Source organism: Polaribacter marinivivus (assembly GCF_042651285.1).
Lineage (GTDB): Bacteria > Bacteroidota > Bacteroidia > Flavobacteriales > Flavobacteriaceae > Polaribacter > Polaribacter marinivivus.
In genome coordinates this window covers 359,200-382,814 of sequence record NZ_JBHSCY010000001.1, presented here as the reverse complement: position 1 = coordinate 382,814, position 23,615 = coordinate 359,200, and the positions used below count along the sequence as shown (strand labels likewise).

Annotated in this window: 23 protein-coding genes; 12 read left to right on the top strand and 11 right to left on the bottom strand. The window is 28.7% G+C overall.

Annotated features, from left to right (window positions below; translation table 11 throughout):
* Positions 1-12 precede the first annotated feature (12 nt).
* Together ACFOWD_RS01770 and ACFOWD_RS01765 are read right to left on the bottom strand one after the other, a co-directional pair.
* A complete protein-coding gene (locus ACFOWD_RS01770) occupies positions 13-1,632 on the bottom strand; it encodes a 4Fe-4S binding protein (RefSeq protein ID WP_377409592.1) in 1,620 nt (539 codons plus the stop codon).
* Positions 1,633-1,636: 4 nt separating this feature from the next.
* Complete coding sequence (locus ACFOWD_RS01765) at positions 1,637-2,986, bottom strand: NAD(P)/FAD-dependent oxidoreductase (protein ID WP_377407600.1); 1,350 nt, start codon at positions 2,984-2,986, stop codon at positions 1,637-1,639.
* 157 nt (positions 2,987-3,143) lie between these two features.
* On the opposite strand from ACFOWD_RS01765, the gene ACFOWD_RS01760 reads away from it, so the two are divergent.
* The 6 genes from ACFOWD_RS01760 to lepA all read left to right on the top strand — a co-directional run bounded on the left by ACFOWD_RS01760 (position 3,144) and on the right by lepA (position 9,937).
* Positions 3,144-4,013 carry a hypothetical protein gene (locus tag ACFOWD_RS01760; RefSeq protein WP_377407598.1) on the top strand — a complete coding sequence of 290 codons (870 nt, stop codon included), beginning with the start codon at positions 3,144-3,146 and terminating at the stop codon, positions 4,011-4,013.
* Between the two features lie 27 nt (positions 4,014-4,040).
* A complete protein-coding gene (locus ACFOWD_RS01755) occupies positions 4,041-5,045 on the top strand; it encodes a glycoside hydrolase family 113 (protein WP_377407596.1) in 1,005 nt (334 codons plus the stop codon).
* 78 nt (positions 5,046-5,123) lie between these two features.
* The gene (locus tag ACFOWD_RS01750) at positions 5,124-5,957 is read left to right on the top strand and encodes a universal stress protein (RefSeq protein WP_377407594.1); all 834 of its coding nucleotides are present in this window, start codon (positions 5,124-5,126) and stop codon (positions 5,955-5,957) included.
* 7 nt (positions 5,958-5,964) lie between these two features.
* On the top strand, positions 5,965-7,239 hold the full coding sequence (locus tag ACFOWD_RS01745) for an outer membrane protein assembly factor (RefSeq protein ID WP_377407592.1): 1,275 nt from the start codon (positions 5,965-5,967) through the stop codon (positions 7,237-7,239).
* Between the two features lie 67 nt (positions 7,240-7,306).
* Entirely contained in the window at positions 7,307-8,038 is a 732-nt protein-coding gene (locus tag ACFOWD_RS01740; RefSeq protein WP_298989501.1) for a metallophosphoesterase family protein, read from the top strand.
* Between the two features lie 102 nt (positions 8,039-8,140).
* Positions 8,141-9,937: a translation elongation factor 4 gene (gene lepA, locus ACFOWD_RS01735; RefSeq protein WP_298989495.1), complete on the top strand. Its 1,797-nt coding sequence runs from the start codon at positions 8,141-8,143 to the stop codon at positions 9,935-9,937.
* Between the two features lie 85 nt (positions 9,938-10,022).
* Here lepA and ACFOWD_RS01730 read toward each other — a convergent pair whose 3' ends face one another.
* The 3 genes from ACFOWD_RS01730 to ACFOWD_RS01720 all read right to left on the bottom strand — a co-directional run bounded on the left by ACFOWD_RS01730 (position 10,023) and on the right by ACFOWD_RS01720 (position 11,609).
* Positions 10,023-10,445 (bottom strand): hypothetical protein, encoded by a 423-nt coding sequence (locus ACFOWD_RS01730; protein WP_377407590.1) that lies wholly within the window; start codon positions 10,443-10,445, stop codon positions 10,023-10,025.
* The gene (locus ACFOWD_RS01725) at positions 10,446-10,811 is read right to left on the bottom strand and encodes a DUF2237 family protein (protein ID WP_377407588.1); all 366 of its coding nucleotides are present in this window, start codon (positions 10,809-10,811) and stop codon (positions 10,446-10,448) included.
* A gap of 99 nt (positions 10,812-10,910) precedes the next feature.
* Positions 10,911-11,609: a zinc metallopeptidase gene (locus ACFOWD_RS01720; RefSeq protein WP_298989464.1), complete on the bottom strand. Its 699-nt coding sequence runs from the start codon at positions 11,607-11,609 to the stop codon at positions 10,911-10,913.
* A 146-nt stretch (positions 11,610-11,755) separates the two neighbouring features.
* Between ACFOWD_RS01720 and ACFOWD_RS01715 the strand changes: the two genes are divergently transcribed.
* The 6 genes from ACFOWD_RS01715 to ACFOWD_RS01690 all read left to right on the top strand — a co-directional run bounded on the left by ACFOWD_RS01715 (position 11,756) and on the right by ACFOWD_RS01690 (position 16,160).
* Positions 11,756-12,790 carry an asparaginase gene (locus ACFOWD_RS01715; RefSeq protein ID WP_377407586.1) on the top strand — a complete coding sequence of 345 codons (1,035 nt, stop codon included), beginning with the start codon at positions 11,756-11,758 and terminating at the stop codon, positions 12,788-12,790.
* 245 nt (positions 12,791-13,035) lie between these two features.
* Entirely contained in the window at positions 13,036-13,758 is a 723-nt protein-coding gene (locus tag ACFOWD_RS01710) for a MotA/TolQ/ExbB proton channel family protein (protein WP_298989459.1), read from the top strand.
* Between the two features lie 8 nt (positions 13,759-13,766).
* A complete protein-coding gene (locus ACFOWD_RS01705) occupies positions 13,767-14,231 on the top strand; it encodes a hypothetical protein (protein WP_377407584.1) in 465 nt (154 codons plus the stop codon).
* A gap of 10 nt (positions 14,232-14,241) precedes the next feature.
* Positions 14,242-14,886, top strand: a complete 645-nt coding sequence (locus ACFOWD_RS01700; RefSeq protein ID WP_298989450.1) for an ExbD/TolR family protein — start codon at positions 14,242-14,244, stop codon at positions 14,884-14,886.
* A 21-nt stretch (positions 14,887-14,907) separates the two neighbouring features.
* Positions 14,908-15,375, top strand: a complete 468-nt coding sequence (locus tag ACFOWD_RS01695; protein ID WP_298989448.1) for an ExbD/TolR family protein — start codon at positions 14,908-14,910, stop codon at positions 15,373-15,375.
* A gap of 110 nt (positions 15,376-15,485) precedes the next feature.
* Positions 15,486-16,160: a porin family protein gene (locus ACFOWD_RS01690; RefSeq protein WP_377407581.1), complete on the top strand. Its 675-nt coding sequence runs from the start codon at positions 15,486-15,488 to the stop codon at positions 16,158-16,160.
* Here the strand turns inward: ACFOWD_RS01690 and ACFOWD_RS01685 are convergent.
* The 6 genes from ACFOWD_RS01685 to pyrH all read right to left on the bottom strand — a co-directional run bounded on the left by ACFOWD_RS01685 (position 16,155) and on the right by pyrH (position 23,527).
* Entirely contained in the window at positions 16,155-16,754 is a 600-nt protein-coding gene (locus tag ACFOWD_RS01685) for a hypothetical protein (RefSeq protein ID WP_298989444.1), read from the bottom strand. The two genes, ACFOWD_RS01690 and ACFOWD_RS01685, sit on opposite strands and share 6 nt — an antisense overlap.
* Positions 16,754-18,211: an RNA polymerase factor sigma-54 gene (gene rpoN / locus ACFOWD_RS01680; RefSeq protein WP_377407578.1), complete on the bottom strand. Its 1,458-nt coding sequence runs from the start codon at positions 18,209-18,211 to the stop codon at positions 16,754-16,756. The genes ACFOWD_RS01685 and rpoN overlap by 1 nt, the downstream gene beginning before the upstream one ends.
* Positions 18,212-18,235: 24 nt before the next feature.
* Positions 18,236-19,669 carry an asparagine--tRNA ligase gene (gene asnS / locus ACFOWD_RS01675; protein WP_298989439.1) on the bottom strand — a complete coding sequence of 478 codons (1,434 nt, stop codon included), beginning with the start codon at positions 19,667-19,669 and terminating at the stop codon, positions 18,236-18,238.
* Positions 19,670-19,762: 93 nt separating this feature from the next.
* Positions 19,763-22,138: an efflux RND transporter permease subunit gene (locus ACFOWD_RS01670; RefSeq protein ID WP_377407575.1), complete on the bottom strand. Its 2,376-nt coding sequence runs from the start codon at positions 22,136-22,138 to the stop codon at positions 19,763-19,765.
* Between the two features lie 100 nt (positions 22,139-22,238).
* Complete coding sequence (frr, locus tag ACFOWD_RS01665; protein ID WP_298989434.1) at positions 22,239-22,793, bottom strand: ribosome recycling factor; 555 nt, start codon at positions 22,791-22,793, stop codon at positions 22,239-22,241.
* 26 nt (positions 22,794-22,819) lie between these two features.
* Positions 22,820-23,527, bottom strand: a complete 708-nt coding sequence (gene pyrH, locus ACFOWD_RS01660) for a UMP kinase (RefSeq protein ID WP_298989432.1) — start codon at positions 23,525-23,527, stop codon at positions 22,820-22,822.
* Positions 23,528-23,615: the final 88 nt, after the last annotated feature.

Genomic DNA, 23,615 nt, shown 5'->3' with positions numbered 1-23,615 from the left:
TTGGTTTAAGCATTATTTTTTATTTACTAACTGCATTAAATCAACATCATTACCTAATAAAATTTCAGTTGGATTTATTCTTCCAGCTTCAGGTCCGTTTTCTAATTTTAATACGCCTCTTGGACACACAGCAGAACAAATTCCACAACCTACACAACTAGAACGTACAATGTTTTCTCCTTTTTGTGCATAGCCTCTTACATCAATTCCTTGCTCACAATATGTAGAACAATTTCCACAAGAAATACATTGCCCACCATTTGTAGTTATTCTAAATCTACTTTTAAAACGTTGTACTAAACCTAAATATGCAGCCAAAGGACAACCAAATCTACACCAAACTCTATTACCAAAAATGGGGTAAAACCCTGTACCAATTACACCTGCAAACCAAGCACCTATTAAGAAACTGTATGTGTCTTTAATCCATTGAGATTTAATACCAATAAATGAAGAAGTACCAGAGAAATAACAATATAAAGTAACTATAGTCATCACCAAAGAAAAGACTAAAACAGCATGAATTAACCACCTTTCTAACTTCCATGCATTTAAACTTTTATTTGAATGTTGTCTGTAAGGGTCTCCTAATGTTTCTGCTAATCCACCACAACCACAAACCCAAGAACAATACCATCTTTTTCCGAAGAAATAAACCATTACAGGTACAATTACTAGGGTTAGTAAAGTTCCCCAAACCAAGATAAAAATACCAATTGCACCACTTTCTGTTAAACTTTTTAAGTTCCATTCAAAGAAAAAATCGTAATCTAAAGGAAATGCATTTTTAAAATCGTAAACAGGCATGTTTAAGCTGGTCATTATTTCTGGAATTAAAAAAGCAAATACAATTTGAAAGAACAAAACAGAGGTTGTTCTAACAATTTGATATTTATTATGTCTATATTTTATATACATTCTAACACCCATCACCAACATTATTGTACAGTAGAGAAAGCCGTAAACAAACCATTGTGATGCTGATCCACCATTTAAAGCCATACTAATTGGATCAAGAATATATGTCCAGTTTACTACATAATCTGGCATAAAATAAAGTACCAAATAAAATAGTACTAGATACACTAAAACTAACCAAGCTATTAAACCTCTATTTGTTGCTGAATTTTGGTAAATGTGATCGTTTTTAATTCCAGGTTTTCCAAGAAGAATTACATTAGGTAAAATGAATAATAAAGCCCCAATAATTCCTAAACCAAAAGTTAAAAACCATAGTAAGCCTGAGTTTTCTTTTATAATACCTTTGCCAGATTTTTTTGCAATTTCATAACTTAATGTATGAGGTTTACCAAAAATTTTATACTTGTATTGTTCCCCTTTTTTCTTCCAATTTTTCTCTGCATTGTATTTTGCTATGAGTTTATCATAATAATTATTAGAAGTTTCAAAGGCTTCTCTAACAACACTCGAAAATTCAAAAATATTGAGCTCTTTGTCTACAATAGCTTTAGATAATTCTTGTTTTATGATTTCACTTTTGTATTTTTTTTCAGCAATATAAGTGTCTAATTCTTTTTGAGACATCTCAAAAGAACCCAAAAAAATAGAAGCTGTAAAGATGGTTAAACCAATTAAGAAGATAGCTAAACCTATGTATTTTATTGTCTTCATCATCTTAAGCTATTTTAAAAATTCGTTTCCAACTTTTCTTTTTTGATTTAATATCTGTGCCCATCTCTTTATTAAATTTGGCTACAATATCTGCTTCATACAAACTGTAAAATTCAGGATCGAAGTTGGCATCAGCTAGATATTCTATAACATATTCTAAAGATTGATTTTCTGTGAGCCATTTATCAAAAATTTCATGACGCATTCTGATTCCAAAAGTATTTATTCCTAAAAATTGATGAGAATCCTTATCATAAGAAATAGTGATACAAATATTTTTTGTAGCATGTTTCCATTGAAAATAAACTTCATTCTCTTTTTTATTTCTTTCGCTAAATACCCATCCATAAGTTTGATATTCGATATCTAAGAATTTTGCTGAGTTAAACCAATGACCTGGATTATAGGCTCTTTTATTTCCTGTAATAGTTTGTGCCACAGTTTCACCCATCATTCTTCCTGTGTACCAAACAGCCTCAATGTTTCTTCTTTGTCCAATAGCTTCATGTTGTTCTGCACAATCACCAATAGCATATACATCTTTTACATTGGTTTCTAAAAAACGATTTACTAAAACACCTCTTTTTGTTTCTATTTTGGATTCTTTTAAAAAGTCGATATTTGGAGTAACACCAGCTGTTAAACCAACTACATCACAGGCAATTTCTTCTCCTGTTTCTTCGATAATTACAGATGTTACTTTACCATTTTCATCGCTTTTAATTTCTTTTAAATTAGTGCTTAAACGTAAATCTATATGATGTTCTTTGATGTGTTGATTAATCATTTCAGATTCTTGTGCAGGTAAAACTCCGTTCCAAAAACTAGATTCTCTCACTAAAAACGTAACAGGTATATCTCTACTTCTTAACATTTCTGCCAATTCAATTCCAATTAAACCACCACCAACAATTACGGCTCTTTTACAAACTTTATTATCGGGTGCAAACTTTTCTAAATTTTCTAAGTCTTGCTTGTGATACATGCCCATTACTCCATCTAAATCTTGACCTGGCCAACCAAATTTATTAGGTTTAGAACCTGTTGCAATAATTAGTTTGTCATAGATTAAAGTAGTGTCATCAGAAAATAAAAGAGATTTGTTACTAGTATCAATTTTAGTTACAAAGCCTTGTTTTAATTCAAATCTATTTTTTTTCCAAAACCAATTTTCATAAGGTTGAGTATGTTCAAATTTCATATGGCCCATATAAATATACATGAGAGCAGTTCTAGAAAAAAAATACTTCGATTCTGCTGAAATAATAGTTATTCTTTTATCAGAATTTTTTCTAATATGTCTTGCAGCTGTAACACCTGATATTCCATTTCCAATGATGACAATGTGTTCCATAAATAGTTGATTGGTTGTTTGCATTTCTGTCGAAGCTAAAGTTAAGAACTTAACAACAAACTATAATTTAGAATTGTTTTAAATAATTATTTAAAATTATTTGTAAGAAGTTTTTAATTGTGCAGACTTAAGGTGTAATTAAAAAATAATCAACCTTATGAAAACTAAATTTATTACAACATTTTTTTTATATGTTTTTACTGCATTACAAACTTATTCTCAAAATGATATAGATACATCTAAAAGTAATATTCAAACCTATACCCCTTCTAAACTATTAAATAAAGGTCAGTGGGATATTAAGTTTTTTAACAATTTATATACAGAAACAGAAGCTAAATTTAACGGAGTAAAAGCAGATAAGGTAAGAGAAACCTATTTTACATCTACTATTGATATTTTTACAGGAGTTTCTGAAAATAATAGACTTAATATTGGGTTATTATTAGAATATAGATCTAACACAATTGGTGGTAAATCTGCTACTTCTGTATTTAGTTTTAGTAATGATCTAAATTCAAGAAATGGTTTGTCTTCTTTTGCACCCGCTTTAAAATGGCAACCATTAGAGAATATAGGTAATTTTTCTGTACAAAGTGCTTTTCATATTCCTTTAATAGATAATGAATCTGATGTAAATGGAGTTTTTTTAGACCAAACTGCTTATATGTTTCAAAATAGATTTTTCTATGATTATACTTTGCCAAGTGGAAAATGGCAATTATTTACAGAACTAAGTACTGAGTATAATTTTGGTGATGATAATAGCTTTGCAAACAACACATTTGTTCTTGCACCTGGTTTATTTATGAGTTACTTTCCATCTGATAAATCTACAATTTTAGGATACATACAACATTACCAGAGAATGGGCGATTTTACACAAGATTTTACCACATTAGGTTTTGGTGGTAAATATCAAATTACAGAGATTTTAAATCTAGAAATTTTATATGGTAAATTTATTAGAGGAAACAATACTGGTTTAGGACAAAGTTTTAACATCGGTTTAAGAGCGTTATTTTAAGAAAATACACTACTTTTAAAGAGATTTATGAAAACAAAATATCTCTTTATTTTACTTTTAATTGTAGTACAATTATCTAGTAACTGTCAAACTACCAAATTTAATGGTGTAAGCTTTGTGGCTTCACGTGATCAAATTAATGAAACACATATTTCTCCTGTTTTAAAGGTGAAAAGTAATGCTGTTGCACTTATGCCTTTTGGTTTTATAAGAAATTTAGAAACACCTACAATAACTCATAATTCAGAAAGACAATGGTTTGGCGAAACTAAAGCAGGTTTATTACAATATGCAAAAGCATTTAAAAAACATAATGTAAAAATAATGGTTAAGCCTCAAATATGGGTTTGGAGAGGTGAGTTTACAGGAAATATAAAAATGAATTCTGAAGAAAATTGGAAGACCTTAGAAGACTCTTACACTTCATTTATATTAACATATGCAGAGGCAGCTCAAGAAATCAATGCAGAATTGTTTTGTATAGGTACAGAATTAGAAAAATTTGTTTTAAATAGACCAAAATATTGGTTAACACTTATTCAAAAAATTAGAAAAATATATAAAGGGAAATTAACCTATGCCTCTAATTGGGATGAGTTTAAAAGAGTTTCTTTTTGGAGTGAATTAGATTTTATTGGTGTTGATGCCTACTTTCCTCTAAGTGATAAAAAATCTCCATCTGTTAAAGATTTAGAGTTAGGTTGGAAAGCACACAAAGAGCAAATAAAATCTATTCAGCAAAAATTTAAAAAGCCAATTCTATTTACAGAATATGGATATAGAAGTGTACATTTTACTGGACAAAAACCTTGGGATTCTAACAGAGTTGAAGGTGATATAAATTTAGAAGCACAAGTAAATGGAATTCAAGCTATACATAATCAATTTTGGAAAGAAGATTGGTTTGCAGGAGGGTTTATTTGGAAATGGTTTCATAAACACGATAATGTTGGAGGAAAAAATAATAACAGATTTACGCCTCAAAATAAACCAGCTGAAGCTCTTTTAACTAAATTGTATGGCTTAAATTAAATTTTAAAACATGATAAAAGTTCTATTTTTTAAATTTTATTGAAGCTATTTTTGATATATTATCAAACTATATAAATCATGAAAAAAATTATTGTACCCGTAGATTTTTCTGAAAATTCTGAAAATGCTTTGCAAGTTGCTGCAATGTTAGCTAAAAAACACAACCTTGCTCTGTATCCTTTACATATGTTAGATATTCAAGATGTTTCTATAAACGAAAGTGTTAGTTATCAGCATGAAAGAACTGCATTTTATTTAAAATTAGCAGAAAAGAGATTTAAAGAATTCTTAAAAAAAGATTACTTAAAAGATGTAGAGGTAGTGCCTTTAATAAAACATTACAAAGTTTTTAGTGAGGTAGATAGTATTGCATCAGAAGTAAACGCAGATTTAATTGTAATGGGTTCTCATGGAGCAACTGGTCTTAAAGAATTTTTTGTTGGATCTAATACAGAAAAAGTAGTAAGATATGCTAATTTGCCTGTTTTAGTAGTAAAAAATAATTTACCAAATGTAGATTTTAAAGATGCTGTTGTTGCTACAGACTTCTCTGAAGAAAGTGTAGATGCTTTTAAAAATGTTTTAAAAACTTTAGATATTTTTAATGCTGTTAAACATGTTATTTATGTAAACTTACCTAATGAGAATTTTAAAAGCACAGTAGAAATGCAGCAAATGGCTAATGACTTTTATATGAAAGTAGAAGGTAACACTGATAGAATGATTAGTACTAATTTTATCTGTGACAGGTCTATTGAAGATGGTATTTTAAGTTTTTCTAATTCAATAGGGGCAGATTTGATAACTGTAATTACACATGGTAGAAAAGGGTTATCTCACATATTTTCTGGTAGTGTTGCAGAAGATGTAACGAATCATGCAGCCTTACCAATAATGACGTTTAAAATGTAAAATTTCATTGAAAATAAAAGTAGCGTCTTTTCTCTTTTTTTTCTTTTGGCTATTAAATATACATAGTCAACAAAATAAAATTTTAGATGTAAAAATAGTAGGAGTAAAAAAGACGAAAACTACTTTTATAAAAAACTTACTTTACTCTAAAAAAGACGCTGTTTTAGATTCTTCTTTTCTAGAAAAAGATATTACTCTGTTGAAAAGATTACCTGCAATTGCTCATGCATATTATCAGGTTTTCTTTTCACATGATAATTTATACAATGTTTCAATTCAGATAGAAGAGAATGCAACTTTATTGCCAGAAATTAATTTATGGACAACAACTAATAATGTGTTTTCCTACAAGTTAGGGTTGTATGAATATAATTTTTTAGGAAGAAATATCACTTTAGGTGGCTTTTATCAATTTAATGGTTTTGATACCTATGCTGTAAATTTTAGGGCACCCAATTTGTTTTCTAAGAAATGGGGTTTGGCTGTAAATCACCAAAATTGGAAAAGTGAAGAGCCTTTGTATTTTGGTAATCAATCTGCTAATTATGTATACAATAATATTTCTTTTGAAGTTTTAGCCTTACATCAAATCAATTTAAAGAATAGAATTGATTTTGGACTCAATTTATTTAAAGAAAAATATCAGTATTTATCAGGAGCAACATCAACCTCAATTCCTCAAAACTTAAGTCTAAATAAAGCGCTTTTAAAATTAGTATATACTTATGATAGTTTAGATTATTACTATCAATACATAAATGGGTTTAAAAGTATTTTATATGCACAATATGTGTTAACAGAAAACGATTTTCAGAACGATTTTTACATTTTTTGGAACGACTTTTTATACTATAAAAGAATAGGAGAAAAAGGCAATTGGGCAAATAGGTTAAGAGTGGGTTTATCTTCTAATGAAGATACACCCTTTGCACCTTTTGCTTTAGATAATAATGTAAATTTAAGAGGTGTTGGCATTTTAGTAGATAGAGGTACAGGAAGCATTGTATTAAACTCAGAATACAGATATACAATATATGATAAAGATTGGTTAGCCATACAAACAAATATATTCTCAGATATTGGTTCTTGGAGAAATCCTGGTGGTAGTTTAAATGACTTTATAAAAGAAGAAAACATTAGAATCTATTCTGGTTTTGGTTTACGATTCGTTAGTAAAAAAATATACAATGCAACATTTAGAATTGATTATGGGTTTAGTGTACTTAACACTAAAGGAAATTCTAAAGGAGGATTAGTTTTTGGTATAGGACAGTATTTTTAATCATAAATTAACCTACACAAAGCTATACAAAGAGTTAAAAATTATAATTTAGCTCAAAATTTTTATCATGAGAACTTTTGCAATTGGTGATATTCATGGAGGTTTAAAAGCGTTAATACAAGTATTAAACCAAATTGAAATTACAGAAGAAGATACCTTAATTTTTATGGGCGATTATGTAGATGGTTGGAGTGAGTCTGCCCAAGTTGTTCAATTTTTAATGGAACTATCCCAAAAAATAAACTGTATTTTTATAAAAGGTAATCATGATGTTTGGTGTGAAAATTGGTTAAAAGATAATAATGATGTTAATCCTGCTTGGTTTATGCATGGAGGAAAAGAAACTATAGAAAGTTATGAGAGCTTTACTCCTAAAGAAAAACAACATCACCTAAGCTTTTTTAATAATATGACTATGTATTATTTAGATGACGAAAATAGATTGTTTTTACATGCTGGTTTTACATCTATGCATGGTGTAGAAAAAGAATCTTATCCTCATAAATTTTGTACAGATAGAACTTTGTGGGAAATGGCTTTAGTTATGGATAAAAAGATAGATGTAAATCATGATTTATATCCTAAAAGATTAAGACATTACAAAGAAATTTATATAGGTCATACACCAACAACAAATTATGGTATACAAGTGCCAATGAATGCTGTTAATATTTGGAATGTAGATACAGGTGCTGCTTTTAAAGGTAAAGTTACAGCTATGAATATAGATACAAAAGCCTTTTTTCAAAGTGATAATTTACCTTCTTTATATCCTAATGAAAAAGGAAGAAATGGATAATTATTATATCTTAAAAAAGTAAAAATTTCTTATATTTTTTTTGTTTGAGTACGTTCGTAAAACACCTATCTTTGCGCATTACAAGTAGATAGAAATAGGAGAATGAAGAATATTAGAAATTTTTGCATCATTGCACATATAGATCATGGTAAAAGTACACTTGCAGATAGGTTGTTAGATTATACTGGTTCTGTAACTGAACGCGAAAAACAAGATCAGTTATTAGATAACATGGATTTAGAGCGTGAACGTGGAATTACCATAAAATCTCATGCAATTCAAATGGATTATGTTCATGAAGGTGAAGCATATATTCTTAATCTTATTGACACTCCTGGTCACGTAGATTTTTCTTACGAAGTTTCACGTTCTATTGCTGCTTGTGAAGGAGCTTTACTTATTGTTGATGCAGCTCAAAGTATACAAGCACAGACTATTTCTAATTTGTACCTGGCTTTAGAGAACGATTTAGAAATTATTCCTGTTTTAAATAAAGTTGATTTACCATCTGCAAATCCAGAAGAGGTTACAGATGATATTGTTGATTTATTAGGATGTGACCCAGAAGATGTGATACCTGCAAGTGGTAAAACTGGTTTTGGAGTAGATAATATTTTAAAAGCAATTATTGAAAGAGTTCCTGCGCCAAAAGGAAATCCTGATGCTCCTTTAAAAGCGTTAATTTTCGATTCTGTTTACAATTCTTATAGAGGTATAGAAACTTATTTTAGAGTGATTGATGGTTCTATAAAAAAGAATCAACAGATAAAATTTATGGCAACAGGTAAACAATATGGTGCTGATGAAGTAGGTACTTTAAAATTATCTCAAGTTGTAAAAAAAGAAATAAAAACAGGTGATGTTGGTTATTTAATAACAGGTATTAAAGCAGCAAAAGAAGTAAAAGTAGGAGACACTATTACAGATTTTAATAATCCAACAGCTACTAGAATCGAAGGTTTCGAAGATGTAAAGCCAATGGTTTTTGCTGGAATTTATCCTGTAGATACAGAAGATTATGAAGAGTTGCGTAATTCTATGGAAAAACTGCAATTAAATGATGCTTCTTTAGTTTTTCAACCAGAAAGTTCTGCAGCATTAGGTTTTGGATTTCGATGTGGTTTCTTAGGTATGTTGCATATGGAAATTATTCAAGAGCGTCTAGAACGTGAGTTTGATATGACTGTAATTACAACTGTACCAAACGTTTCTTACCATGCTTTTACAAATAAAGAACCAGATACAATTATAGAAGTAAATAACCCATCAGATTTACCTGATCCTTCAAAATTAAATAGAGTTGAAGAACCTTTTATAAAGGCATCTATCATTACAAAATCAGATTTTGTTGGTCAAGTAATGAGTTTGTGTATAGAAAAAAGAGGTCAAATAGTAAATCAAACCTATTTAACAACACAAAGAGTTGAATTAATTTTTGATATGCCTTTAGCTGAAATAGTATTTGATTTTTATGATCGATTAAAAACAGTTTCTAAAGGTTATGCTTCTTTTGATTATCATCCAATTGGTATGCAAAAATCGAAATTAGTAAGAGTAGATATGTTATTAAATGGGCAACCTGTAGATGCACTTTCTGCATTATTACATGCAGATAATGCTTACGGAATAGGAAAGCGTATTTGTGAAAAACTAAAAGAATTAATTCCAAGACAACAATTTGACATTCCTATTCAGGCTGCAATTGGTGCTAAAATCATTGCACGTGAAACTGTAAAAGCACTCAGAAAAGATGTTACAGCAAAATGTTATGGTGGAGATATTTCTCGTAAACGTAAATTATTAGAAAAGCAGAAAAAAGGAAAAAAGAGAATGCGTCAAGTGGGTAATGTAGAAATACCACAGCAAGCATTTATGGCTGTTTTAAAGTTAAATGATTAAACACAATAAAAAATCCTTTCTAATTTTTAAGAAAGGTTTTTTTATAGATTAAAATCAGATTTTATAATTTCTTCCTTTTTGGATTTTAGCAAAAAAATAGATGTAAAATTAATACGAATGTCCACAGAAAAGTTCGTATCCAATTTCTATAGTTTAATTTTTTTAGCATTGATTTTTTTACAATTCCTTCAGAAATTTTAAAATGAATTGGTGCAAAACTTAAAAAAGTAAATCCCCATAAAAAGACAACTGTCAATAGGTAGATAAAATGAGTAAGAATAGGGTTGTTAAATGTAACCAAGAAACCATAAATTAATTGAATACTCATTAAAGGAACTACAATAATAGCAATTCGTGTTGTATATTTTTGATGCCATTTAATAAGATTTGATTTTTTATAATAAAGAAAACTTGGGTAAATGATAAGTTGAACCATCCAAATTAAAACTACTAATCCAGCATCAATTAAAAGTGAGAATTTTGAAAGTATTTGTAACAAAATTTCCATTTAACTTTCTTTATAAGCATATTTTTTTAAAACTTTTATAGAGGTAAATTGTAAAGACTTTTCATGTGTTGCTTCTAAAATAACAAATGGAGCTTTACCAACTTTCTCTGCTTGTAACCATCTAGAAATGCATAAACACCATTTATCACCAGGCTTTAAACCTGGAAAATTCCAATAAGGTATAGGTGTCATTAAATCATTTCCTTTAGATGCAGAATATTCTAAGAATTCTTTTGTTACAATTGCGCAAACTGTATGTGTGCCATAATCATCTTCTCTTGTTCTGCAAAACCCATCTCTAAAGTAACCTGTAGGTGGTGATGTACAACAAGATTCTAATGGTTTTCCTAAAACATTTAATTCCAAAACAAAAGATTTACAGTTTCAATAAAGATACAAAATGAAAGTATTAGAAATAAAAAAATCGCTCATTGAGCGATTTTAAATTATTATTTTAAATAAATTTTAGTCTCTACCTCCTAAAACTTGAAGTCCCCAGTATAAAAGCATAGCTAAAGAACCTAAAGCAGCAACTAAATAGGTTCTAGCAGCCCATTTTAAAGCGTCTGTAGATCCTTCTAGTTCTTCTCTAGAAACCATGTTTTTATTCTTTAACCAAGCTAATGCTCTGTTACTTGCATCATATTCAACAGGTAAAGTAATAAAACTAAATAAAGTAGCTAATGCCATAAAAACTAAACCTGTTATGGCTATATAAAAACCAATTCCAGAACCACCTGAAGCAGCTCCTAAAATTAGACCACCAATGACCAACCATTGAGAAAATCTTGAAGAAATACTAACAACTGGTACTAATTTAGAACGCATTGTTAACCAATCGTAAGCTGTAGCATGTTGAACAGCATGCCCAACTTCATGAGCAGCAACTGCAGCAGCAGCAGCATTTCTTTGATTATAAACAGCCTCACTTAGATTTACTGTTTTATCTTTTGGGTTGTAATGATCTGTTAGACGACCAGGTGTAGATATTACCTTAACATCAAAAATGCCATTATCAGCTAACATCTTCTCTGCAATTTCAGCACCACTCATTCCATTTCTTAAAGAAACTTTAGAATATTTATCAAATTTTCTTTTTAATGTATTACTAATCAGCCAACTTACTAAAGAAATTACACCAATTAAAATATAAAATCCCATCATAATTTATATTGTTTTAAAATTGTATATCATTTTTGTTTGATAAATTTACAACATAAATTATTCCATTGTAGTTTTTTTAAAATAAAATAACACAGTGTCATAAAAAATGATTGTAATTTAATAGTTTATTAAGAATGAATGTCAAAATGGCAAATAAACCAAACATCCTTATTATTTACACTGGTGGTACTATTGGAATGATAAAAGATTATAAAACTCAGGCTTTAAAAGCTTTTGATTTTAGTCAGATTATTCATAAAATACCTGAAATAGAACAATTAAATTGTAATCTTAAAACTATCTCTTTTGAAGATCCAATAGATTCTTCTAATATGGATACAAGTTATTATGTAGAAATAGCTGAAATATTAGAGAACAATTATAATAACTTTGATGGATTTGTAGTTTTAACAGGTTCAGATACAATGTCTTATATTTCATCTGCATTAAGTTTTATGCTAGAAAACTTAAGTAAACCTGTTATTTTTACTGGTTCACAATTACCAATAGGAGATTTAAGAACAGATGCAAAAGAAAATCTTATTACCTCAATAGAAATAGCTTGTTCACAAAAAAATGGATTGCCAGTAATTCAAGAAGTTTGTTTGTATTTTGAGTATAAACTATATAGAGCAAATAGAACAACAAAAATTAGTGCAGAACAATTTGAAGCATTTGCCTCTATGAATTATCCACCTTTAGCAGAAAGTGGAGTCAATTTATATTTTAATGATTACTATTTATACCATTCTAAAAAAGAAAGTAAAAATTTAATTGTTAGAAAGAGTTTAGTTACAGATGTTTTAGTTTTAAAACTTTTTCCTGGAATTACAGAAAATACTGTAAAAAGTCTTCTAGCTATAGAGAATTTAAAAGGAGTTGTTCTAGAGAGTTATGGTGCAGGTAATGCACCAAGTAAAGAATGGTTTTTAAATTTATTAAAGGAAGCTATAAAAAAGAATATTAAAATAGTAAACGTAACTCAATGTTCTGGAGGAAGTGTTAAACAAGGTCATTATGAAACAAGTTTCTCTTTAAAAGAAATAGGGGTAATTAGTGGTAAAGATATTACAACAGAATCTGCAGTTGCAAAAATGATGTATTTATTAGCAGAAAATTTAAATGAAACTGAGTTTAAGAATTATTTTGAAATGCCTTTAAGAGGAGAAATGTCTGATTAATTTTCTAAAATAAATGTTAAGTTTCCCTATTGTTAATTTGAAAAAAAAAAAAAGTAGTCTATTTTAACGAAATCAACCAAAAAAATTTTTTTATGCTTAACATTTTTTGTTACTTGGCACTCTGAAATTTAAAAGAATAAATTATTCTTCCTAGAATATGTTAGAAAGTATCTCGCATTTTCTTTTTTTGAGTTGAAAATTTATATCTTTAACCCGTTAACTATTAAAATTAATTTATAACAAAGATGAAAAAAGTAGTAAAAGCCTTATCTGTAATAGGATTCATGTTTTTTGGAGCTGTTCAATCTACATTTGCTCAAGAAACTGTAACAGAAGCAAAAACGTTTCACCAAATTTTAAAGCAAAACTTTATAGATGGTGGTCCAGGATTTATGGGAATTGTATTAGTAGCTTTAATCTTAGGTTTAGCTATTGCCATTGAAAGAATTATTTATTTAAACATGGCAACTACAAATACAAAAAAATTATTAGCAAATGTTGATGATGCATTAAGTTCAGGTGGTGTAGAAGCAGCTAAAGAAGTTTGTAGAAATACAAAAGGACCTGTTGCATCTATTTTTTATCAAGGTTTAGATAGAGTTGATGAAGGAGTAGAAGAAGCAGAAAAAGCTGTAGTAGCATATGGTGGTGTACAAATGGGACAATTAGAAAAGAATGTTTCTTGGATATCATTATTTATTGCATTAGCACCAATGTTAGGTTTCATGGGTACTGTAATTGGTATGATTGGAGCATTTAACGATATTGCTGTAGCAAACGATATTTCACCAGCAGTAGTTGCAGGAGGTATTAAAGTAGCCTTATTAACAACTGTATTTGGTCTTATTGTTGCTATTATTCTACAAATTTTCTATAACTATATTGTTGCAAAAATCGATAGTATCGTAAACAATATGGAAGATGCATCTATCTCTTTAGTAGACTTATTAGTAAAGTATAAAAAATAAAAAACAATATGAAAAGTAATAAAATATTAAATATCTTAATAACCTTAATTGCTGTTGTTGGAGGTATTCTTTTCATAAGAATTTTTATGGAAGATGCTGAAGCACTTAAAACAGATGTAGATTTAGGGAACAATGTAATTAGTCCTCTAATTTATTATTCTACTTGGTTGTTTTATGCAACAGTAATAGTGGCTATCGTACTTTCTTTATGGAGTATGTTTAGAAACCCAGAAAACTTAAAGAAAACCTTAGCAGGTTTAGGAGTATTAGCTGTTCTTTTAGTAGTAGCTTATTTCTTATCAGACACAGCTGCTGTTTATGATGCTAATGGTCTTAAAGTTTTAGAAGGTGGAGAAGAAGGTTCTAGCACAAACAAATGGGTTGGAACTGGAATATGGTACAGTGTAATTTTAGGCGGAATTGCTAGTTTATTCTTTGTTTGGGATTTATTGAAAGGATTAGTTAAATCATAAAACAAGTAAGATGGCAAGAAGAGAAAACCCAGAAATTAATGCAGGTTCAATGGCAGACATTGCCTTTTTATTACTGATTTTCTTTTTAGTGACCACTACTATGAACGTAGACTCAGGTATCTCTAAAAAGTTATCAGAAAAACCACCACCAGATTATGTACCACCAATTATCAAAGAGAAAAACATCTTTGAGGTAAATATCAACAGAAATAATGAGTTGTTGGTAGAAGGTGATAGAATGGAAATAAAAGAACTTAAAGAAGCTGCCAAAAAGTTTATAGACAATGGTGGTGGAATAGGTAAGCCTGGTGAAGATGGTACTCCTGGAAAACCATGTGATTACTGTCAAGGTGAAAGAAGCGATACTTCTTCAGATCATCCAAACAAAGCAATTATATCTGTACAAAGTGATAGAGGAACAGAATATGGTACTTATATTCAAGTACAAAACGAGTTACTTAGAGCTTATACAGAGTTAAGAAACAGGTTGTCTAAGCAACGATATGGCATGAGTTTTGATGAATTAGAAGAAGCTTTTAAAGATGCAAAAAAGAGCGCTGATTTAAAAGATAGAGTTGAGGAATTAAGAAAGAAAGTTGAAGATATCAAGATTGCATATCCTCAAATTATTTCTGATGCAGAACCAACTTCTTAAGAACTTATAAAATTAAACAATATGGCTAAATTCGGAAAAAAGAAAAAAGGATTACCAGCAGTAAATACTGCTGCCTTACCAGACATTGTTTTTATGTTACTGTTTTTCTTTATGGTTACAACAACGATGAGAGAAACCGATCTTAGAATTGAAAACCCAAGATTACCAAGTGCTACTGAAATTAAAAAGTTAGAAGACAAAAGTTTAGTAAGTACAATTTATGTTGGTAAATCTAAAGATCCAAATAGAGATGGGGTTGGATATAATAAAATTCAATTAAATGATAAGATTGCATCTGCAGATCAAGTACCTGCTTTTATATTTAGTAAAAGAGATAAATTAGCTGAAGCTATGCATCCTTTTATGACTACATCTATCAAAGCAGATAAAGAATCTAATGTTGGTACAATGACAGATATAAGATTAAAATTAAGAGATGTAAATGCTCTTAAAATTAGTTACTCTACTCAAAAAGGGTCTGGAAACTAAATATTATTTTAATAAGTTAAAAAAGCAACCTAAAAATAGGTTGCTTTTTTTATACATAAATTTTAATGTTCATTTTAAAATATTGTATCTTTAATTGTCGTTCATTAATTATGAAGAAGTTTTATTTTTTACTTTTTTTACTTTTTTGTTTCCTTACCAATTATGCTCAAAAAGATTCTTTGCAAATAGGAGACAAGTATGCAGAAGATCAAATTTATCTATCTGTATCTTATGCACAGTTTTTTAATCAACCTCAACAAATTACAAAAAGTGGTTTTTCTTATGGTTTATCTATAGGGTTTTTAAAAGATATTACTTTAAATAAACAAGGTAATTTTTCTTTTGCAGTAGGTGTAGGGTATGGTTTTGATTCTTTTTCTCATGAACTTAAAGTAGAAGAAATAAATGGTAATACTGTTTTTAGTAATGGATCAAATCTAACTTCTAATAATTATACAGCGAGTAATTTAGAATTTCCATTAGAAATTCGTTGGAGAACTTCAAATGCAAAAAGATATGATTTTTGGAGAATTTATGGAGGAATAAAATTTCTTTATAATTTATCTAATAAATTTGATTTTACAGAAAATTCTTCTTCTTTTCAATACAAAAATGTAAACGCTTATCGAAAATTTCAATATGGTTTAACACTTTCTGCTGGCTATGATGAATTTAATTTTAATGTTTTTTATAGCTTAACTCCAATTTTTGAAAATGCATCTTTTAATGGTGCTTCAATTGATACAAGTGTTTTAAAATTTGGATTAATTTTTTATATTCTATAATATAAAATAGGTAGCAAAAACTGCTATAATTCCAACAAAAAAACCTGAATATACTTCTAACTTATTATGTGCTTTTAGATGTAATCTAGCACTTGCAACTAAACCAGAAAGAAATAATAAAATTATAATAACCAATAAGAAAGATTGACTATAGATTTCTGATAATACTAAAAAAAAACCTGTTGAAATACCTAAAGAAAATAGATGTATACTCATTTTAAATTTAAAATAAAATAAGATATATATAATTAGTAAACCAAGAGATGATGCATAGAATAGCAACGTTAAATCTTTTAAAATTAAAGTACTATTTAAAGTATTTGCTAGAAAATAAAAAAGAATTACCATTAACAAAACAGGTAATCTTCTTTCTTTTATAGTTTCTGTTTTATAAGAATCTATAAGCTTTAATTTTTTAAAAACTAAAAGAGTAAATAGAGGTATTAAATAAGTAATTACAAAAACAGCACTTAAAACAGTGAATTTTTGAGCACTTGTATACGTAGTTGGTACTAATAAAAAATAAATCATAACACCTATTGTAGGTATTACAATTGGATGTATAATTGCAGAAATATATTTTTGAAATTTCATTAAATTTCTTTGCGTAATCTTGCTACTGGTAACTCTAATTGCTCTCTATATTTAGCAACTGTTCTTCTAGCTATAGGATATCCTTTTTCTTTTAAAATTTTAGAAAGCTTTTCGTCTGTAAGAGGTTTTTTCTTATCTTCTTCTTGAATTACTGTTTCTAAAATCTTTTTTATTTCTCTGGTAGATACATCTTCTCCCTGATCATTTTTCATTGATTCAGAAAAGAATTCTTTAATTAATTTAGTACCATAAGGTGTAGAAACATATTTACTATTTGCGACTCTAGACACAGTGGAAACATCCATGTTTATTTTATCAGCAATATCTTTTAAAATCATTGGTTTAAGCTTACGTTCATCACCAGTTAAAAAGTATTCATATTGATAATGCATTATGGTATTCATAGTTACCAAAAGTGTTTGCTGACGTTGTTTTATAGCGTCTATAAACCATTTTGCAGCGTCTAATTTTTGTTTGATAAAAAACACTGCATCTTTTTGAGATTTTGTTTTAACGTTAGATTCTTGGTAACCTTTTAACATGTTGTTATACTCTTTAGAGACATGCAATTCTGGAACATTTCTAGAGTTTAAAGTTAAGTCTAATTCGCCGTCAATAATTTTAATAGAAAAATCTGGAACTATCTGTTCTGCGATTTTATTATTTCCAGAATAAGAGCTACCAGGTTTTGGATTCAATTTAGAAATTTCAGTATTAACTTCTTTCAATTCATCTTCAGAGATAGAAAATTTTTCTAATAATTTTTTGTAATGTTTTTTTACAAAATGATCAAAAGCATTTTCAAGAATATTAATGGCTAAAGCTCTAGTTTTATTTTTTTCTTTAGACTTTAATTGAATGATTAGACACTCTTTTAAGTCTCTTGCTCCAACTCCAATTGGGTCTAAATTATGCACTACTTTTTTTAAGACAGAAAGCACTTTTTCTTCGGTTGTAAAAATGTTAGCAGTAAAAGCTAAATCATCTACCAAATCTAAAATTTCTCTTCTAATATACCCACTGTCATCTATACTACCTACTAAAAATTCTGCTATAGATTTTTCTTCGTCATTTAGTGAAAAAGTGTTTAATTGATTTTTTAATGATTGATGAAAAGAAGTACCAGCTGCATAAGGAACATTTTTCTCATCATCGTCAGAAGAATAATTGTTTGCTTGAGTTTTATATGAAGGTATTTCATCATCACTCAAATATTCGTCTATATTAATGTCTTCAGCATCTATTTTTTCTGTTCCTGTATCATCATATTCATTAGACATATCATCTTCGAAAGTATCTGACTCTTCTTTTCCAGTATCTAGTGCAGGGTTTTCTTCAATTTCTTGTTTTAAACGTTCTTCAAAAGCTTGCGTAGGCAATTGTATTAACTTCATCAACTGAATTTGTTGAGGAGATAATTTTTGCAATAATTTATATTGTAAGCTTTGTTTTAACATTTACTAAAATATACTAAAATTTAATTAAAATTCTGCATTTTGTGGTGTTCTTGGAAAAGGTATAACATCTCTAATGTTACTCATACCAGTTGCAAATTGCACTAATCTTTCGAAACCTAAACCAAATCCAGAATGAACTGCAGTTCCGTATTTACGTAAATCTAAATACCACCATAATTCTTTCTCTTCTATGTTTAAGGCTTTCATTTTCTCAACTAAAACATCATAACGTTCTTCTCTTTGAGAACCTCCTACAATTTCTCCAATTCCAGGGAATAAAACATCCATAGCTCTAACTGTTTTTCCATCATCATTTAAACGCATATAAAATGCTTTAATATTTGCAGGATAATCGAATAAAATAACAGGACATTTAAAATGTTTTTCAACTAAGAAGCGTTCATGTTCAGATTGTAAATCTGCACCCCATTCGTTTATTGGAAACTGAAACTTTTTCTTCTTATTTGGTTTAGAGTTTCTTAAAATATCTATAGCTTCTGTATAAGAAACACGTTTAAAGTTATTTTCTACCACAAATTTAAGTTTCTCTAACAAACTCATTTCACTTCTTTGTGCTTGTGGTTTACTTTTCTCTTCTTGCGTTAATCTTTGGTCTAAAAATGCTAAATCGTCCTTACAATTTTCTAAAATATCATTTAAAACAGATTTTATAAAATCTTCAGCTAAATCCATATTGCCATCTAAATCCATAAAAGCCACCTCTGGTTCAATCATCCAAAATTCAGCTAAATGACGAGTGGTGTTAGAATTTTCCGCTCTAAAAGTTGGGCCAAATGTATAAGCTTTTCCTAAAGACATTGCAAAAGTTTCTGCTTCTAATTGCCCAGAAACTGTTAAGTTAGTTTCCTTGCCAAAAAAATCTTTAGAATAATCTATTTTTCCATCTTCTGTTAGTGGCGCTTTATTTGGCTCAAAAGCACTTACTTTAAACATTTCTCCTGCACCTTCTGCATCAGAACCTGTAATAATTGGTGTATTTACATAGTTAAAACCATTTTCTTGAAAGTATTTATGAACTGCAAAAGATAGCTTAGAGCGTACACGCATTACTGCACTAAAAGTATTTGTACGCATTCTTAAATGTGCATTCTCTCTTAAAAATTCGAAACTATGTTTTTTAGGTTGAATAGGATATTCATCTGGATTTGAATCTCCTAAAATTTCTATTTCAGAAACTTGAATTTCAACATTTTGTCCTTTTCCTTGGCTTTCTACTAAAGTCCCTTTAACTTCTATTGCAGCCCCAGTAGTTATTCTCTTTAAAGTTTCTTCTGGAGTGTTTTCAAAATCGATAACACATTGAATATTTTTTAAAGTAGAACCATCATTTAACGCAATAAAACGATTACTTCTAAACGTTCTTACCCATCCTTTTACATTTATTTCTTGTAAAAGTGCTTCTGATTTTAGTAATTCTTCAACATTTGTAGACATCATAGTATCTTTCTATTTGGTATGTTTTAATCTGATATTTTAAAACGTAAAGATACTTTTTTGTTATAAGATGCACAATTAAGAAAAGCCTAAAACTTATCTTTTTGATTTTGTTTCATTTGTTGGAAAAATAGGAATAGCAGGCTTTTTAAATACCTTTTTATTTGCTATTTTTTTCTCGAAAGTTAATAGTAGAGAAGGTAATAGTAAAAGATTAGAAACCATTGCTAAAAGTAAGGTTACAGAAACCAAGCCACCTAAAGCAATTGTGCCTCCAAAGCTAGAAAGTGTAAAAACTAAGAAACCAAAAAATAATACAATAGACGTGTAAAACATACTTACTCCAGTTTCTCGTAAAGCTGCATAAACAGAGGGCTTTATTCTCCATTTATTCGCAATTAATTCTTGTCTATATTTTGCTAAAAAATGTATGGTGTCATCAACAGAAATACCAAATGCAATACTAAACACTAAAATAGTTGATGGTTTTATTGGGATATCGAAAAAGCCCATTAAGCCTGCTGTTATTAGTAATGGTAAAATATTTGGCAAAAGTGATATTAAAATCATTTGTGGAGATCTAAACATCCATGCCATAAAAAGAGCAATTAAAACAATTGCTAACGATAAAGAAAAGACTAAATTTTTAATTAAATAGTTTGTGCCTTTTATAAAAACTAAAGCTTTACCAGTTAATGAAACATCGTATTTTTCTGATGAGAATTCTTTATCAATAACTGCTTTTAATCTTTCTTGAATAATATCCATTTTATCAGAACCTACATCTTTCATAAAGGTTGTCATTCTTGCATAACGTCCTGTAGAGTCTACATAGGTATTTAGCATGCTTGCATTACTATCAGAATTTTTAGTGTATGAAAAAATATAACTTTGTTCTTGACTTGTGGGTAGTTGATAATATTTGGGGTTTCCTTTATAATAAGCTTGTTTAGAGTATTTTACAAGATTTATAACTGATATTGATTTCGATAATTCTGGAAAAGCTTCTATGGTTTCATTAATTTTTTCCATCTTTTTTAAGGTGGATAATTTCATGACTCCTTTATCTTTTTTTGTATCAATTAAAATTTCTAAAGGCATAATACCTCCAAATTCATTTTCAAAAAATTTAATGTCTTTATAAAAAGCTAAACTTTTTGGCATGTCTTCTATTAAACTACCAGAAACTCTAATTTGATAAATACCAATGATGCCTAAGATGATACAAAAAACTGTGGCAAAATAAATTCCAATTCGTTGTTCTTTAACTGTTTTTTCCATCCAATTTACCACATTTTCAATCCATCTTCTTTCAAGATGATTTAAATGTTTCTTCTTTGGCAATGGCATAAAACTATAAATAATTGGTATAATCAATAAAGCTAGAATGAAAATACTAATGATATTTACTGAAGCTAAAATTCCGAATTCACGTAATAAATTACTTTTTACAAATACAAAAGTTGCAAAACCAGAGGCTGTAGTAATATTTGTCATTAAAGTAGCATTTCCAATTTTAGAAATTACTCTTTGTAAAGATTTTGCTTGGTTACCATGTTTTTTTATTTCTTGTTGATATTTGTTAATTAAAAAAACAGCATTTGGCACTCCAATTACAATTATTAAAGGTGGAATTAAAGCTGATAATACTGTAATTTCATATCGAAACCAACCAATAAAACCAAAGGCCCAAGTAACACCTATAATTACTACTAATAAAGTTATAAAAGTGGCTCTAAAAGATCGAAAAAAGAAGAAGAAAATAACAGCTGTTATTAATAATGCACCAACTACAAATAATAAAATTTCATCTTGTATGTTTTGCGCATTTAAAGTTCTTATGTAAGGCATACCAGAAATTCGAATATCTACATTGTAAGATTCTTCGAAATTTTCTACTATTGGTATTAATTGTTTGTAGATAAAGTCTCTTCTTTTAGGAGTATTTATGATTTCTTTTTTAATATAGATTGCAGTTTGTAAAGTACCTGTTTCTTTATTAAAAAGTAAGTTTTCGTAAAAAGGGAGATTCTCAAAAAGCTGTTTTTTTATGGCTAAAACTTCTTCAGTAGATTTTGGGTTTTTGTCAAAAAGAGGTTCTAAAACAAATTTTCTATTTTTAGTATCTTTTTTTAATTTTTTAATATCAGCAATAGAGAGGGTAAAAGATATTTCTTCTAAACCATTAAATTGTTTAACTAAATTATTCCAAGCATTAAATTTTTGAGGAGTAAAAATGGTAGAATCTTTAACACCAAGTATTACTAAATTACCTTCTTCTCCAAATATTTCTAAGAACTTGTTGTATTCTAAATTAGCTTCATGATTTTCTGGTAATAGGTTTGCTTCTGTATATGAAAACTTCATATATTTCATTTGAGAAGCTAAAAACGCAGTAATTATTCCAATTAGAAGTAAAACTAAATAACGGTTTCTAAGAATTAAACTTGCTACTTTGGTCCAGAAATTCATTAAAAATATTTTTGCAAAGGTAATTAATTTTGAAGTGGTCTTTAAAAATAAAAAAGAGCGTTTTAAACGCTCTTTATACTTTTAATTATATACATTAAAATTAAACTGTCATAATTTCTTTTTCTTTAACAGCTAATTTTTCATCAATCTTTTTAACATAGCTATCAGTTAAAGTTTGAACATCTGCTTCTGCATTTTTTTTCATGTCTTCAGATATATCCACTTTTTTAATATCGTTGTTAGCATCTTTTCTTGCATTTCTAACACCAACTTTAGCATGTTCTGCTTCTGCTTTAGCTTGTTTAGCTAAATCTCTTCTTCTTTCTTCTGTTAATGGTGGTACATTAATCATTATTAAGTCACCATTATTCATTGGGTTTAAACCTAAGTTAGCAATTTGTATTGCTTTTTCTATTTCTTGCAACATGTTTTTTTCCCAAGGCTGTATACTTAAAGTTCTTGCATCAGGTGTATTTACATTTGCAACTTGAGCAAGTGGTGTTTGAGAACCATAGTAATCTACCATAACTGTACTTAACATAGCAGGTGTAGCTTTACCAGCTCTAATTGAAATTAGTTCTTTTTCTAAGTGAGTAATTGCATTACTCATTGCTTCTTTAGCAGTATCTAAAATAAATTCAATTTCTTCGTTCATCTTTTTAATATTTAAAGATTGTAATTTTAAATGTCAACTATTGTACCAATTTTTTCACCAGAAATCAATTTTAATAGATTTCCTTTTTTATTCATATCAAATATAATAATTGGTAATTTATTTTCTTCACTTAATGTAAAAGCAGTCATATCCATCACTTTAAGTCCTTTTTCTATTACATCTTTAAAGGTAATAGTTTCAAACTTTTTAGCATTTGTATTTTTTTCTGGATCCTCAGTATAAACTCCATCTACTCTTGTACCTTTTAAAATAGCATCAGCATTAATTTCTATAGCTCTTAAAACAGCTGCAGTATCTGTTGTAAAATAAGGGTTTCCAGTACCTGCACCAAAAATAACCACTCTTCCTTTTTCTAAGTGTCTTATGGCTTTTCTCTTAATATATGGTTCAGCAACTTCTTTAATTTCTAAAGCAGTTTGTAAACGAGTATGTACATCTTCATCTTCTAAAGCACTTTGTAATGCTAAACCATTAATACACGTAGCTAGCATACCCATGTGATCACCTTGTACACGATCCATTCCATTACTTGCACCAGCAACACCTCTAAAAATATTTCCTCCTCCAATAACTATGGCAACTTGAATACCTTTATTAACTACTTCTTTTATTTCTTTGGCATATTCTGCTAGACGTTTTGGATCTATTCCATATTGTCTATCACCCATTAAAGCTTCACCACTTAATTTTAGAAGAATTCTTTTGTATTGCATTTTGTTAGTTATTGATAATTAAAATATCATTTAATTCATCGCAAAATTAAGGTTTTTTTTTCTTTATTGTAAAGTCTATTACTTCTTT